This window comes from Pseudoalteromonas shioyasakiensis, from assembly GCF_024518675.1.
Lineage (GTDB): Bacteria > Pseudomonadota > Gammaproteobacteria > Enterobacterales > Alteromonadaceae > Pseudoalteromonas > Pseudoalteromonas shioyasakiensis_B.
Genome location: NZ_JANIGL010000001.1, coordinates 35,148 through 50,330, shown reverse-complemented (window position 1 = coordinate 50,330; position 15,183 = coordinate 35,148). Strand labels below are relative to the sequence as shown.

The window sequence follows — 15,183 nt, the reverse complement described above, 5'->3', positions numbered from 1 at the left end:
AATCACTATGACCGAAATTAATTTAGATGAGCTAACACATCTACAAGCAATCAATAAAAAACTGGTAACGGGTTACCACATTAGCGAACAAGACACCTTAATGTGGCAAGAGCTTGATCAACACATTGAGCAATACAGTGCGTTATTTAACTCTCTCGGCCATGACTTGCAACACGATAGCCGTGGCTTTTATTATTTTGCCAGTGACGAGAGCACACCAAACATGGGCAAAATTTCTCGTGCAATCGCGCTCACCGTTTATATATTAATTGAGCATTATGCCAATACTGGCAAAGATCCTATGCGCGCACTATTTGATGAAGTGAACGACTTAGAATTAATGCAAACCTTAGTGCAAATGAACAAACATTTATTTGATCAGCTCGAAATTTTTTCGGGTTCAGATTTACGTAAAGACGTTTATTTACGTATGATTCGACTCGGCCTTGCCCGCGAAGTTGAAGGTGGCTTTATGTTACAAGCCCCTGTTTACCGCTACATCGATGCATTAATGGAAGTAAACGAAGAAACCTACCTAGGAGAGGGCGAGTAATGCAAAATTTATACGGCCTCAGTAAACTGGCGCTTTTAAACACCGCCGGTTACGCCAAGTGTGTTATCCCCCTTGATAAAAGCAGCTCTATTTGCGCGCCAAATAACACCGGTAAAAGTTCGGTTATTAACGCTCTGCAGTTTCCACTTATCAATGATTTACGTCTTACAGAGTGGGATGGCCATGATTTAGATGAAACCCGTAAGTTTTATTTCTCATCAGATCAATCTTACATTTTACTCGAAGCAAATTTACCGCAAGGCCCAGTGGTCATCGGTGTTGCTGGGCTAGGTAAAATTGCTGGCTACGCTCATCAGTTTTTTTGCTATCAAGGCAAGCTTGAGCTTGAGCAATACACGCAAGGCAAAACCATTATTAAGTTCACCAAGCTATTTAATCACTTAAAAGAGCAAGGTTTTAACCCGATTGAACTCAAAGCCCAAGAGCTAAACGCTTTATTAACAGGCGGCGCAACACCGTTTGATGGCGACATTAACTTAAAAATGATCCCACTTAACAATGTGCAAGACTCGGCGATTTATAAAGAAATCTTCCGTCGTATTTTAAACTTACACAAGCTCGGCGCTGCAGATGTAAAACGTTTTATGCTGCGCGTGTTTGAACGCCATATGTCAAATTCAAAAGTCGACTTTTATGAAGTATGGCGTCGCTCATTTGATAAAGTAAATCGTGCTAAACGTGAATTAAAAGCCCTTGAGTCAATGCAAGAGCCAATCAGCGCACTTGAATCAATGCTTGAAAACCAAACCGTTCTCAAAGGAAAGTTGGCCGCTTACGCCCCTAAAATTGATCAAGCGTTAATAGACTTTGATACTTACCAAGAGGCACAACTTAGTGAGCTTAACGTTGCCCTAGAAGACATTGAACACGAAAAACACGAGTTTGAACAAAAGCAGCAGCTCTACGTTCAGCAATCGCGTGATATAGAACGTAAGCAGACCCAAATTGAGCAATGGTTTTTAGACTTTAATGCCTTAAAAGCAGAGTTTGAACTGGTTAATATGGCCACGCTTAAAGTCAGCCTTGCCCAGTTAAAACAAGATTATGAGTCACTTTCGCATTCAATTAATAGTGCACAAGGGCAAAGTTTACATACCCTTGATTACCGGATCAGTGAAACCCAAAAGCAAATTAAAAGTTTAAAACTGCAACTTAAAAACCTTGAATTTAATTTGTTCACCCGCATGCGTGAGGACTTATCGCTTAAAGAAGTGGAAGAAATTTCACGTATTCTAAACCCTGATATTCTCTCGTTTGCGACCACCAGCAGCGGTGACATTGATATCAGCGATGAAGATGCATTTGGTCAGTTTTTAGAGCAATTATCTGATAACGTTAAAGGCGGCGTACTTACCCTGCCAGGCGCGACTATTAAACTGAAAAAGCTCTCCCCTGTACAGATGCAAACAGGTGAGAACAAAGAGCAACTCACAGCCCAATTAACCGCCCTTGAAAACTCTTTAAAAGAATTCAAACAACAACGTGAAGTGGCTGCAAATGTTGCTGATAAGCAAAAAGAAAAAGAAGCCCTTTACGATGAGCTAATGAGCTGTGAAAGCGCGCTAAAACGCTTTGAGCAATACGAGGTCATGCTGCAATCTATTGATGCACAGGCACTACTAAAAGAGCAGTTAGTCGCCGAGCGCGAACAAGTAAATGACTACCTCCAAGATATTCAAAAAAATAGTGGTTCAATTGCTGATAGACGCTCAATCATCAAATCGAAAAAAGAGCTTATATCACGCCAAAGCGAGCGCTTACGCCAAGTAAAAGCAGAGCGAATTGATCACACCTTAGATTTATACAGTGGCAAAGTCACCCCATACATGATTGATATACAAATCGACTTTGATAACTTAAGCGATTTAGTGCATCACTTTAATAAAGATTGCCAAGAACTACGTAACTTTGATATCAACGTACGTAATACCTATTTGCATATCTATAACGCTGGTATTACTAAATTTGATAACGAAAATGATGAGTTTACTAAATACCAAAAACTGATCAGTGCATTTCATAATATTGATAACGAACGCGATGCTGTAGAGCGCCAAGCGCGGGTTGCACTTACCGAAGTTGCAGCAACCATTAAAGGCCTACGTGAAGATTTAGATCGCTTACGCCGTGAAATGAATAGTTTTAATAAAGGCATTAGTCAGCACCGCATTTCAAACCTACAAGCGTTTAAAATTAACGTGATACCGCGCAAAATGCTGGTTGATAGTATTGATACCATTATCAGCGCTTCCAATCAGTTTGAGCATGGCGATACCCTTGATTTATTAAGCCAAGAACCTTATAGCGAAAGCGCAGTAAACGAAGCGAAAGATCACTTAATACAACTGGCCTCTGATAAGGCTGGTTTAACCTTGACCGACTTGTTTGATATTCGCTTTGAAGTGGTTAACCGTGCAGGTGAAACCGAGCATTTCGATAAAATCGACTCGGCAGGTTCTAACGGTACTCGTATTACAATTAAATTGTTATGCGGCATGTTGTTTATTCGTTACTTGTTAAGCGATCAAGAGCAAAACCTGTACCGCATCCCTATCTATATTGATGAGGCTGCCGATATCGATCCGCAAAACCAAAAAGCCATTATCGAAACAGCATTGAGTTTTGGTTTTGTGCCAATTTTTGCCTCAGTTAAGCCGCAAGTCAGTTGTGACTACATTGTGCCAATCCGTTCTGTTAAAGATGGTGCACAAAACTGGGTGGATGAAAAAGACTGGATTGAAGTGGAACATGAATAACGACTAAATAAATTCACCAGTTAATGGGTTATTCATTTTGTAAGGACTAAGCTTACGCAATAACCCTAAATTTATACTAATGTTTTAACTAAATTGACAAAAAATAACATTCCGTTGAATTATTTTTATGTTATGTTATCAAACAAATAGAGATATAAATTTGCCGAGGAGCAAACACCATGAGAAACCTACTAATTGCGGCTGCTGTATTATTACTTGCAGCATGTGCTAAAACCCCTGATGTGGATTACGATAAATCTGTTGATTTTACTAACTACAAGACCTTTGCTTGGTTACCACAAGCAACTTTAGCGAATGCAGGTAATTACCAAATTAGTCCATTAATGGAGCAACGTGTTCGTGAAGCGGTTAATACTCAGTTAGCTGCTCAAGGTATGTCACTTGTTGATATTTCTGCTGCTGATGTGCTACTTAACTACCACGCTTCAGTTGATACTAAAATCGACGTAGATACGTTTAACGTAGGCTACGGCGCACGCTGGAATTACTGGGGTATGGGCTATAACACGCAAACCACTACTCACGAATACGATGTGGGTACGCTTATTTTAGACGTAATTGACCGTGAATCTAACCAACTAGTATGGCGTGGTGCTCGCGAAGGCCGCTTACAGAAAAAGCAATCACCTGAAGAGCGTAACGAAGCAGTAAAAGAAGCTGTCGCAACTATTCTTTCTGGCTTCCCGCCTGAAAAACTAGCTGAATAATCTGCTATAAATAATGTAAAAAAAGCTCACTTTTTAGTGAGCTTTTTTGTGTCTAAACAATTTAATATTCAAACCTAATCCACTTTATATTTGTGTAGCAAGGACAAGGGAATATGACAGTAATCATCAGGAAAATGAGTTAACCGGTCTTGATGCTCAGCATCGCTTGCAACATAGTTTATCAATGCTTGTACTTCAACCACGACCTTATCGGCGTCATCTCGGTTTTGAATATAAGCATGAGCAAGGGTTAAATGAGCCTTCTGTTCACTGTAAATTGCCGTACGGTATTTAGGCCCTACATCATCTCCTTGCTTATTAATACTGTAAGGGTCAATGATTTCAAAAAAGTAATCGATTAACTTATTAAGCGATACCTTAGTTATATCAAATATTACTTTTACGCATTCAGCATAACCATCATACGCACCTTGCGTCGTAGTGTTTGTGCCATTCGCTCGCCCAGCTTGGGTGCATACCACGCCGGGCAAATGCTTAAAAAATTCTTGCACACCCCACAAGCAACCACCAGCAAAATAGACAGTTTCGAAATCAGTGTTATTAATGGTATTCATGTATTACAACCTAGCAATTGTTTAGCAGAAATAAGATTGAGCAGTTACAAAGAGAGATGATTAGCAAATGCAATTTTTTCTCAATCAGATACAATAGCGCCCTATTTTAATCACGTGCTAACCATGTACTCAATAATAAAATAACTGACGTACCTAACTGCACAACTAGAACAATTAGTATAAGCGCAAAGAGATTTTAACGTGATCAAACCTGTACACCTAGCATTACCTACCTTGTTATGTAGTTTTTCAACACTCACATTAGCTACCGAGCAAAAAAACAATACCGATGAGATTGAACAAATTACGGTGCATGCGTCAGCCACGGCCAATCAACTTCCCGTTGGAACATTTGATGCCCCAGTGTCTAACTTAGAATACGATCCACGTGTTGATTTACAATCACGTAATATGGCCGAAGCACAAGCCGATGTCACCATTCGCGGTGGTATTTTTGAAAACACCGGCTTTCGTGTTGGCAGTGCGACGCTATTCGACCCCCAATCAGGGCATTATTTTGCTGAGATCCCTATTGCTCCACAAATGCTCAGTGGCCCAGATATTTTTACTGGGGTTGAAAACGCCCTGTATGGCATGAATAGCTCTGTAGGCACAGTTGCTTTTGGTTGGACACCAATCAACACAGGCGGCAGTGCTTCTTTAGGCGTTGGTAGCAACGACTTTAATCTGCAAAGCGTGAATGCGGGCATTACTATGCCTCTTGAGGGGATGAAAGACTGGCAGTTAGGCTTTCAAGGTGAATATTCGCATTCACAAAGTGACGGCACTATAGAGTATGGCGACCATGACTTTAGCCGTGTATCAGGCCGCGTACAGCTAGTCGGCCCACAGTCACAGACCGATATCTTTTATGGCTCACAACAAAAGTTTTTTGGCTGGCCAAATATGTACACCCCTTTTGGGGTAAACGAAACAGAAGACTTAGATACCGAACTCTTTATGGTTAATCATAAGCAGGGCTACGCATCAAATAGTTCATTTGAAATATCTACTTATTACCGTAAAAACAACGATCATTATATTTATTCTCGTGAAAACCCTAGCGCCTTTGAGGCTTTTCATGAAACCGAAGTTAAGTCCCTTGGGCTATCAGGGCGACATGCTTATAATCAAGCATTCGCTTTAAATTATTCTGCACAATTTATTGAAGATTCGATTGAATCCACCACCCTTGAAAATAACTTCACCTCTCGTAATTATTATAAAATAAGTGTACTACCTGAATATCAAGCAGCTATAGCCGATAACCAGTTGCTCACCATGCGCTTCGGTGTAGCCTTTGATGATACTAACAGAGATGATTCTGAAGTATCCTTATTGGGAGATATTAACTGGAACACAGTGAATGCTGATGGTACTGAGCAGAGTGTTTACTTGTCGTACGCACAAGCCAGCCAAGTCGCCGGCTATACCGCGATTGGCGGCAGTGACTCAGGCGGGTTATTTAGAAGTAATTACGATCTCGAGCGTGAAACCACGCAAAACTTAGAGCTTGGGCTTTTACTTGAGCGACAAACATGGCAGCTAAACTCTGCGTTGTTTTATCGCCAAGACGAAAGCTTAACTGATTGGACTTACAGTTTTGATTCAGTCTATGCCCGTGCTGCTAACCCAGTGGATATTGATACCTCTGGGATTGAATTATTAGCCACGAAGCAGTTTGATACTGTTGAAGTAATCACAAGTTATAGCTATCTACACAAAGCAGAAACCTACGGTGCACAAGACATAGATGCCAGTTTCTACGCATTAAACTTCCCAGATCACCGTATTACCCTTGGAGTCGTGTGGAACCCAACCGATATTGTCGAATTTCGTATTGATAATGAATGGCGTAAACAACATGAGAACGCTTTACGCAGCAGTGGCGACACCGCATTATTTACCCATTTAACCATTAAAGTCACGCCACCATGGCTTGATAACTTATTTATCACGCTTGCAGCGGATAATTTATGGGGCGAGTCATTCGAGGAAATACCGGGTACACCAGGGCGTGGTGAGCAATATACCTTAAGTGCAACCTACAGCTGGTAACAATGTAAAAAAATGTATGTCAAAAAACCGTGTTTTAAACGCGGTTTTTTATTTTCAGCATGCTTAAACTTGTTAAGTCATTTGCTCAAGCTCAGTGATCAATTGCAAAGCTTGCTCATTCGTTGTTCCACAAACATCAATTGTGGCTGTAAAATCACTGCATACTTTAGGACGTCTTTCATCACCAAACAACTTACACAAGTTATTGTTATCTAGCTGAATACAACGCTCACCCGCTTTTTTCCCATTTGGCATTCCAGGAATAGGTGAGCTTATACTAGGTGCAATACAACATGCCCCGCAGCCTAGTCTGCATGCCATTGATTGTATCATCATCTTTGCCCCCTTAATTACCTTAATCCGATACTTTGTTAATTATGTAATGCTTTGTTACATCTTCATACGACTTGTAAATACTTTATTCAGTATGCTTACCCTGTCACCTAATTATGAGGAAAGCCTTGTGGCTACTAAAAAACAAATTATTCTACCTATTGCCGTATTGGTAGGCGGCATCGCACTGGCAGTTGGTTTCTCATCTATGAAGCAACCCCCAGAAGAAAAACCAGAACAAGATACCCGCCCTCTCGTCTCAACTGATGCGGTTCACCTTGATGCCATCACCCTTGATGTTAAATCTTATGGTGTAGTTAAAGCGAAAGATCATACCCTACTCACAGCTCAAGTAAGTGGCCAAGTAGTTTATGTATCTGAACAATTTGTCCAAGGTGGTTTTGTTAAGCAAGGGGATATTCTAGCACGAATTGATCCAAATGATTATGAAGCAGCTTTAATTGAAGCCCAAGCAGGGTTAGCGCAAGCAAGTGCTGATCTTGAAATCGAACGTGCTCAAGCCCACGTCGCAAAAGCTGAATGGGATCGTATAAAAGATGACTCAAACGAAATGATCCCCTCAAACCTTTATCTTCGTAAGCCACAACTAGCTGAAAAACTAGCTCGATATCGTGCAGCACAAGCAGCTGAAAAACGCGCCAGCCGTAACCTAGAGCGCACTTATATAAAAGCTCCGTATGACGCTATCATAGCAGCAAGAGATATTAGCCTTGGCAGTGTTGTAAATATTGGCAGTAAATTTGGTGAACTCAGTTCAACATCAATTGCCGAAATTCGTTTACCTGTTGCTGATAAAGAACTGCAATACCTGATAAACGGCGGTATCGGAGCAACCGTCACACTCAGTGCCGATTTTGCCGGTAAGCCTACAACGTGGCAGGCTGAAATTGTCCGTAATGAAGGCGTTATTGATCAAAAAAGCCGTATGAGTTATTTGGTTGCGCAAGTAAACACCCCTTATGCAAGTGAACAACCACTGCGTTATGGCTCTTATATCAATGCCACTATTGCTGGCCGTGAACTGGATAATGCGATAATCGTTCCTCATCACTTAGTGAAAAACGGCAAAATAGTGGTAATGAATGACGATTTAACGCTTTCGTTTAAGTCTCTCAACATCGTTAGAGAACAAAATGGCATGGTCATCGCGTCACAAGGGTTAAGTGAGGGTGAGCAATTGATCACATCGGCTTTAGATTTTCCCACTGAAGGCATGCAAGTCAAACTTAATGACACTGATAAACCTACTGGTGCAACCCAACTTGCACTAAAAGAGGAATAAAGCATGAGCATTGAGAATGAAAAAGGCTTAATTGCCTGGTTTGCCCGTAACCCAGTTGCGGCAAACTTAATTATGATTTTTATACTTGTGGGTGGCCTGCTAACCGCTTTAACCATTCGTAAGCAAGCGTTTCCTCAGTTTGAAAGTAATTGGGTAAGTGTTCAAGCAATCTATCCAGGTGCTGCCCCGCAAGAGGTTGAAGAAGGGATTACCATCAAAATTGAAGAAAACCTCGAAGGTACTGAAGGCATAAAACGCCTGATCACCTATTCTAACCGTGGTTATTCTCAAGCGTGGATCGAAATTGAAGAAAAATATGACCTGCAAGAAGCCCTCGACGAAATAAAAGCACAAGTAGATTCTATTAATTCGTTCCCTGCAGGTATGGAGCGCCCGGTTATTCAGCGCGAAAAATTTCAGCAAGAAGTAATGGTACTTGCGCTTTATGGCGACATGACCTATGCACAATTAAAAGAACTAGGTACTAATTTAGAGGATGAATTACTAGCCTTACCTAGCGTCAATTTAGTTGATTTTTTCAGCGGCTTAAATTACGAAATAGGCATTGAGATCAGTCCAGATAAACTGCGTGAATACGGCCTCACCTTTAGAGATGTCTCTGACGCAGTGAGAAACTTTTCGACTAATATGTCAGCAGGCCAAATTCGCTCTGACAATGGCTATATTTCTATGCGAGTTGAAAAGCAAGCATATAGAGGCAGCGAATTCGAAAGCCTGCCTTTGATCACCCTGGCTGACGGCGCACAAATCTACTTAGGCGATGTAGCTACCATTAATGATGGCTTTGAAGAAGGCTTACTTTACTCTAAATACAATGGTAAAAACTCACTAATTTTTGAAATTAACGCGTCTAAAGATCAAGATATTACAAACGTTGCCAAAGTACTTAAACAATACATGGCAGAAAAAGAGTCGCAATTACCACAGGGTGTAAAGCTAACACCTATGGTTGATATGACTTACTACCTACAAGGTCGACTTGATATGATGGTCGATAATATGATCTGGGGTGGTATTTTAGTCATGATTGTATTGGCATTATTTTTACCACTGAGATTAGCATTCTGGGTAATGATGGGCTTGCCAGTCTCATTCTTAGGTGCATTTTTATTTATGCCAGTGGGCTTTTTAGACATCACCATTAATATGGTGTCTTTATTCGCCTTTATTATTGTACTCGGCATTGTGGTCGACGATGCCATAGTCGTGGGTGAGTCTGCCAGTGCAGAAATTGAAAAACACGGCCACTCTCTTAATAATGTTATACGCGGTGTAAAGCGTGTTGCTATGCCTGCGACATTTGGCGTCTTAACAACCATTGCCGCATTTTTACCACAAGCAATGGCCTCTGGTCCCGGCGCTGCGTTTTCAAAAGCCATTGGTGTCGTGATTATATTATGTTTGATTTTCTCGTTGGTAGAATCAAAACTCATTTTGCCTGCACATATAGCAGCAATGAACCCACGTAAGCCCAACCCTAAAAATCCATTACACAAAGTGCGCATGATTGTTGATACTGGCTTAAAATCATTTGTCGAAAATTATTACACGCCATTTGTAGGTCACTGTATTCATTACCGTTACGCCGTAATTATTGGTTTCTTATGCATTTTAATTGTCAGTGCTGGTATGTTTGCAGGCGGTTTGGTTAAATTTGTACCTAACCCTAAAATCCCTCATGATTTTCCGCGCATTGTTGTAGAAATGAATCTTGAGTCGTCGGAGCAGGCAACACTCGAAACAGCTAAAAAAATTGAAGCGGTACTACTTAGTGTTGATGAAGAACTTGAAGCCCAGTACGGACAAAAAATGATTCGTGACCTTTCAGTTAGTCTTCGAGGCCGTACCGGAGCTCAATTAATGGCCGTGCTTATTGAACCTGACAAACGCCCTATTGATACCTTTACACTCAGCGCATTATGGCGTGAAAAAATGCCGCCACTACCGGGGGTTAAAACCCTTACAATTCAAGATAACCTGTTTGGCGGTGGCCGAGATGACGGTGATGTTAGCTTTAGGCTTGAAGGTAAAAATGCCGATGAACTTAAGCAAGTGGCAACAAAACTAAAAGCAAAATTACAAAGCATGGAAGGTGTGGGCGATGTCAACGACTCATTGCAAAGCGCGACAGACGAAGTGCAACTTAATTTAAAACCGCTTGCCTATAGTATGGGTTTAACGCTAACTGATGTTGCATCTCAAGTTAGCTTTAGCTACTACGGATTAGAAGCTCAGCGTATTTTACGTGAAGGCGAAGAGATCAAAGTAATGATCCGCTATCCTGAAAACGAACGTAACTCTATCAGTAATATACACAGTACGCGGATTATTACGCCATCCGGTGCTGAAGTTCCGCTTAGCGAAGTAGCACAAATCAACTTAGTAGATGGTGTTAACAGTATCCGCCGTGAAAACTCAAACAGAACGGTCAATGTATGGGCGGCTATTAATACCGACAAAGTTGAGCCATTTGCCATTGCGCAAGAAATTCGTGACGAATACTTACCGTCGCTTCTTAAAAATTACCCTGGTGTTAAAAGTAATGTCGCTGGACGAGTTCAAGAAGAGATGGAAAGTGCTGATGAACAACTACGTGATTTTGTTATTTCACTGATGATTATCTTTGCTTTATTAGCCATACCGCTTCGCTCATACTCGCAACCACTGATTATTATGTCGGTGATCCCATTTGGTGTTGTAGGTGCCATGTTTGGTCATATGGCATTAGGTATGACTATGAGCGGTCTATCGATGTTTGGCATTATTGCCGTAGCAGGTATTGTTGTTAATGACTCACTTGTTATGGTTGATTTTGTAAATAAAGCACGTGCTGAAGGAGTCGCGATTAAAGAGGCGGTGATGCAAGCGGGTGCCCGTCGCTTTAGAGCAATATTACTGACCTCAGTAACCACCTTTATTGGGGTATTACCCATTATTATGGAAACCAGCCTACAGGCACAAATTGTAATTCCAATGGCTGTGTCACTCGCCTTTGGGGTGTTATTTGCCACTGTAATCACCTTGATTTTGATCCCTTGCCAATACGTTGCACTAGAAGATACGAAGCGAGTGATACGTAAATTACGTGGTAAAGATACTACGACCGATACGCAGGTAACCAGCGCCCTGACTGAGGATAAAACCCCTAGCCATTCATAATTTTTGATATCCCAACCAACTAGCCCGAATTGTTTACAACTCGGGCTTTTTTATTGTCAAAAACAAAAATCAAACAAATTCAGCACATAAATGCAACACGAAACTAGTTTACTTTTTATACTTATCACGCTAAAAATTGATTTAAAACATACAATAATAATTAAGGGAAATTATGAGTCACAAGACTAGAGTTTGGCTAACTCAATTATTAGCTATGAGTTTACTTTTTATATCTACGATAAGCTTAGCCGCTAATAAAGCCACAGAAATTGACTCTTTCATACAAGGCTTTCATGAGTTAAAACAATTTAATGGTAACGTGTTAGTTGCCAAACACGGCGAAGTTATTTTTGAAAAAAGCTATGGTTACGCAAACTTTGAATGGGATATTAAAAATACATCACAGACCAAGTTTCGAATCGGCTCTATTACAAAGCAATTTACAGCCCTACTCATTCTACAGTTGGTTCAACAAAACAAAATACAGCTCGATGCACCTTTAAGCACTTACCTGCCCAACTACCGCAAAGATATTGGCAATAAAATTACTATACGCCAAATACTTAACCATACATCAGGACTAAGTAATTACACCCATGCAAAAGCATTTAGAGGTGATTATAGCCGTAACCCTTACAGCGTTGATGAGTTTATAACGCTGTTATGCAGTGATGATTTATTATTTGAGCCCGGTACACAATTTCGCTACAGCAACTCAGGCTACTTTATTTTAGGTGCAGTGATTGAAAAGGTCACTCAACAACGTTATCAGGATGTGTTGCAAGAAAATATTTTTACTCCGCTGAATATGCACAATACCGGCTATGATTCTCATGAAAAACTAATCACGCAACGTGCATCTGGCTATAATAATAACTTGAACGGTTACACAAATGCTGAATATTTGGATATGTCTATTCCCTATGCCGCGGGGTCTCTCTATTCAACCGCCCGCGATCTCGTAAAATGGGACCAAGCACTTTATACAAATAAGCTAATAAATGAAGAGCTAAAAAAGCAAATGTATACCGTAACGCAGCAACGTAATTACGCATTTGGCTGGGAAGTTAATCAATTAAATAGTGATAAATATGGCAAACCACTAACACAAGTACAACATGGTGGCGGTATAGATGGATTTAATGCATTTATTAGTCGTATATTGGAAGATCAGCTACTCATCGTGATTTTAAATAACACTGGCGGAGCCCCTCTCACACCTATGACGAAAGGCCTGACCAATATTGTTTATGGTAAATCTTACGAGGTAGCAAGCGAAAATGTTGATAGCATGCTGTTTCAGGCAATAAAAAGTGGTGGTATTAGTGAGTTAAATAAGAAATACGCAGAATTGGTCTCTAGTGGTGATACTCCACGCGAGCGCTCAATTAATTATTTTGGCTATGAACTACTCGAAATGAAGATGGTTAAAGAAGCCATTGCTGTATTTCAACTCAATGTGCAAACAAATCCAGACTCTGCGAATGCCCACGACAGTTTAGCGGAAGCATATTTAGCTGATGGTAACATTTCAAAGTCACTTGAGTTTTACCAACAAACTTTAAAGCTCGACCCTAAGAGTGACAATGCATCCCAGGCAATTAAAGCACTCAGCAGCAAACTTTAAATCAACATGCACTTGGCTGGAAAAACATCACTCAAGTGCACTTTTAGCTAAAACACCTTTATCAACTAACTGTTGTAACAAACGAGTAGCTTTTTCTCTGCACGCATCTCTTAGCAATCTCACTGCTGGCGTAATGGATTGGCGGCTTGGGCATATTAACCAAAGTTCGCCACAAGTGTGTTGATAACCGGGCATCAGCGTGATCACGCGATCATTTAGCAAGTCATCGGCAATATCTAATGCTGATTTGACTGCGATGCCTTTACCTGCAACACACCAACGCCGCACTAAATCCCCATCATTGGAGGCACGTATTCCATCCATTTTAACTTTGAATTTAGTATCACCATCAGTAAATTCCCACACATTATTGATAATATCTTGCAACTGATAAAACAGCCCTTGGTGCTGGCTAAGTTCGTCTGGGTGCTGAGGGTTACCATGTTGCTGCACGTATTCTTTGGTCGCGCACAGTAAACGTGGAACATTGCAGATTTTAAATCCATACACGTTTGCGTCACTCGGTGAGCCATATCGAAGTGCAATATCGACAGAATCGCGGTAAAAATCAATATTACTGTCGCTTATATGTGCGCGTAAGCTTACCTTAGGGTACTTATCCATAATTTCATCAATCCATGGAATGACTATATTGCGACCCAAATCAGACGATAGCGCGACTCTCAGCTCACCTTCAATTTCATCGTGTTCGCCTTTTAAGTTTTGCCGTGCGTTTTCAAGCACAGCTAAAGCTTGCTCGCATTGTGGTATGTATCGCTCTCCTGCTGCTGAGAGTCTTAGATGGCGTGTTGTGCGTACAAATAGATCAATACCTAATGCCGCTTCTACACGTTTGATGGCAGCACTTGCTGTGGCGGTTCGCATATCAAGTTTTGCCGCAGCTAAGGTAATACTTTTGAACTCAGCAACTTTCAATATCAGTTTTAAATCATCTAACTGCATATTATCTATTTTATTTTGATAATGATTCAATAATTATGCTGTTTATCAAAAACAATGCAAGGGCTATTATGCAATCCATAGTAAACATTCGTTCTAATACGCTTAAGGATTAACAATGAACCAGCTAACCGTTATAGCAAATATTGTGGCCCAACAAGATAAAATTGAATTAGTAAAAAGCGCACTATTTAAGTTAATTGACGAAACCAGAAAAGAACCGGGTTGCATTCGTTATGACTTGCACCAAGATGTTGATAATTTAAGCCATTTTATAATGTATGAACAATGGAAAACGGCTCAGTTATGGTCAGAACATACACAAACTGAGCATATAAAAGCGTATTCAGCCACGGTAGAAGGCGCAATTGCGCATTTTACTGTTAATAAATTGACCCTAATTAAGTAAACAGTTTTAAACAGGAAAGAAAAATGACACACCCTATCATTGCAGATTTAGAAGCACGTTATACCGCTAAAAAATACGACTCATCTAAACGCGTCTCTGAGCAAGATTTGGCGGTACTTATTGAGGCTATGCGTCTTTCACCATCCTCTATCAACTCACAACCTTGGAAGTTTATTGTGATTGAATCTGATGAAGCTAAAGAGCGTATGCACAATACTTTTGCTAATAAGTTCCAATTTAACCAACCCCATATTAAAGCAGCTTCGCATACGATTTTATTCGCTTATAACCCACACTACACACGTGAAGATTATGCAAAAGTCATCGATGCTGATGTAAATATTGGGCGTACGCCCGCAGAAAATCGCGAGCAAGCATTTGGTGCTTACGCCTTTGTAGATTTAAATACTGATGAAGCTGGTAATAATGCCACTTGGACCAAAGCACAAACTTATATTGCGCTGGGTAACACTATGCACGCAGCAGCACGTTTAGGTATTGATTCAACCCCAATGGAGGGTGTAGATGCAGATCTTATCGGTGAAGAGTTTAAACAAGAGCTCGGTGGTTATATTTGCGATGTAGCTTTAGTCATTGGTTACCATGATAGCACTGAAGACTACAACGCTAAACTGCCCAAGTCACGTTTAGCACAAGAGCATATTATCAATATTTTATAA

General features: G+C 40.6%; 12 protein-coding genes. 9 read left to right on the top strand and 3 right to left on the bottom strand.

Features of this window, described 5'->3' with window-relative positions; all coding sequences use genetic code 11:
- Nucleotides 1-7: 7 nt before the first annotated feature.
- From NQT69_RS00235 to NQT69_RS00225, 3 genes are all read left to right on the top strand, one after another.
- On the top strand, nt 8-553 hold the full coding sequence (locus tag NQT69_RS00235; RefSeq protein WP_256825729.1) for a condensin complex protein MksE: 546 nt from the start codon (nt 8-10) through the stop codon (nt 551-553).
- Entirely contained in the window at nt 553-3,330 is a 2,778-nt protein-coding gene (locus NQT69_RS00230; RefSeq protein WP_256825728.1) for an ATPase, read from the top strand. Before NQT69_RS00235 ends, NQT69_RS00230 begins: the two co-directional genes overlap by 1 nt.
- Before the next feature lie 179 nt (nt 3,331-3,509).
- On the top strand, nt 3,510-4,058 hold the full coding sequence (locus NQT69_RS00225; protein WP_256825727.1) for a DUF4136 domain-containing protein: 549 nt from the start codon (nt 3,510-3,512) through the stop codon (nt 4,056-4,058).
- Between the two features lie 74 nt (nt 4,059-4,132).
- Here the strand turns inward: NQT69_RS00225 and NQT69_RS00220 are convergent, their stop codons facing one another.
- A complete protein-coding gene (locus tag NQT69_RS00220) occupies nt 4,133-4,633 on the bottom strand; it encodes a peptide-methionine (S)-S-oxide reductase (RefSeq protein WP_256825726.1) in 501 nt (166 codons plus the stop codon).
- Nucleotides 4,634-4,834: 201 nt separating this feature from the next.
- On the opposite strand from NQT69_RS00220, the gene NQT69_RS00215 reads away from it, so the two are divergent.
- On the top strand, nt 4,835-6,691 hold the full coding sequence (locus NQT69_RS00215; protein ID WP_372822789.1) for a TonB-dependent receptor plug domain-containing protein: 1,857 nt from the start codon (nt 4,835-4,837) through the stop codon (nt 6,689-6,691).
- A gap of 72 nt (nt 6,692-6,763) precedes the next feature.
- Here NQT69_RS00215 and NQT69_RS00210 read toward each other — a convergent pair whose 3' ends face one another.
- The gene (locus NQT69_RS00210) at nt 6,764-7,027 is read right to left on the bottom strand and encodes a YkgJ family cysteine cluster protein (protein ID WP_256825725.1); all 264 of its coding nucleotides are present in this window, start codon (nt 7,025-7,027) and stop codon (nt 6,764-6,766) included.
- 127 nt (nt 7,028-7,154) lie between these two features.
- Here NQT69_RS00210 and NQT69_RS00205 point away from each other — a divergent pair, with 127 nt between their 5' ends.
- From NQT69_RS00205 to NQT69_RS00195, 3 genes are all read left to right on the top strand, one after another.
- Nucleotides 7,155-8,327, top strand: coding sequence for an efflux RND transporter periplasmic adaptor subunit (locus NQT69_RS00205; RefSeq protein WP_256825724.1), 1,173 nt, complete (start codon nt 7,155-7,157; stop codon nt 8,325-8,327).
- 3 nt (nt 8,328-8,330) lie between these two features.
- Nucleotides 8,331-11,507 carry an efflux RND transporter permease subunit gene (locus NQT69_RS00200; RefSeq protein ID WP_256825723.1) on the top strand — a complete coding sequence of 1,059 codons (3,177 nt, stop codon included), beginning with the start codon at nt 8,331-8,333 and terminating at the stop codon, nt 11,505-11,507.
- A 172-nt stretch (nt 11,508-11,679) separates the two neighbouring features.
- Entirely contained in the window at nt 11,680-13,134 is a 1,455-nt protein-coding gene (locus NQT69_RS00195) for a serine hydrolase (protein ID WP_256825722.1), read from the top strand.
- Nucleotides 13,135-13,161: 27 nt separating this feature from the next.
- On the opposite strand, the gene NQT69_RS00190 is transcribed toward NQT69_RS00195, so the two are convergent.
- Complete coding sequence (locus NQT69_RS00190; protein WP_256825721.1) at nt 13,162-14,097, bottom strand: LysR family transcriptional regulator; 936 nt, start codon at nt 14,095-14,097, stop codon at nt 13,162-13,164.
- A 115-nt stretch (nt 14,098-14,212) separates the two neighbouring features.
- Here NQT69_RS00190 and NQT69_RS00185 point away from each other — a divergent pair, with 115 nt between their 5' ends.
- Nucleotides 14,213-14,503, top strand: coding sequence for a putative quinol monooxygenase (locus NQT69_RS00185; RefSeq protein ID WP_256825720.1), 291 nt, complete (start codon nt 14,213-14,215; stop codon nt 14,501-14,503).
- A gap of 23 nt (nt 14,504-14,526) precedes the next feature.
- On the top strand, nt 14,527-15,183 hold the full coding sequence (locus NQT69_RS00180) for a nitroreductase family protein (RefSeq protein WP_256825719.1): 657 nt from the start codon (nt 14,527-14,529) through the stop codon (nt 15,181-15,183).

What these genes read in the sequence shown, in the direction of transcription:
- NQT69_RS00210 (WP_256825725.1), bottom strand. Translation starts at nt 7,027, where the DNA reads ATGATGATACAATCAATGGCATGCAGACTAGGCTGCGGGGCATGTTGT.
- NQT69_RS00195 (WP_256825722.1), top strand. Translation starts at nt 11,680, where the DNA reads ATGAGTCACAAGACTAGAGTTTGGCTAACTCAATTATTAGCTATGAGT.
- NQT69_RS00200 (WP_256825723.1), top strand. Translation starts at nt 8,331, where the DNA reads ATGAGCATTGAGAATGAAAAAGGCTTAATTGCCTGGTTTGCCCGTAAC.
- NQT69_RS00235 (WP_256825729.1), top strand. Translation starts at nt 8, where the DNA reads ATGACCGAAATTAATTTAGATGAGCTAACACATCTACAAGCAATCAAT.
- NQT69_RS00230 (WP_256825728.1), top strand. Translation starts at nt 553, where the DNA reads ATGCAAAATTTATACGGCCTCAGTAAACTGGCGCTTTTAAACACCGCC.
- NQT69_RS00190 (WP_256825721.1), bottom strand. Translation starts at nt 14,097, where the DNA reads ATGCAGTTAGATGATTTAAAACTGATATTGAAAGTTGCTGAGTTCAAA.
- NQT69_RS00185 (WP_256825720.1), top strand. Translation starts at nt 14,213, where the DNA reads ATGAACCAGCTAACCGTTATAGCAAATATTGTGGCCCAACAAGATAAA.
- NQT69_RS00220 (WP_256825726.1), bottom strand. Translation starts at nt 4,633, where the DNA reads ATGAATACCATTAATAACACTGATTTCGAAACTGTCTATTTTGCTGGT.
- NQT69_RS00225 (WP_256825727.1), top strand. Translation starts at nt 3,510, where the DNA reads ATGAGAAACCTACTAATTGCGGCTGCTGTATTATTACTTGCAGCATGT.
- NQT69_RS00180 (WP_256825719.1), top strand. Translation starts at nt 14,527, where the DNA reads ATGACACACCCTATCATTGCAGATTTAGAAGCACGTTATACCGCTAAA.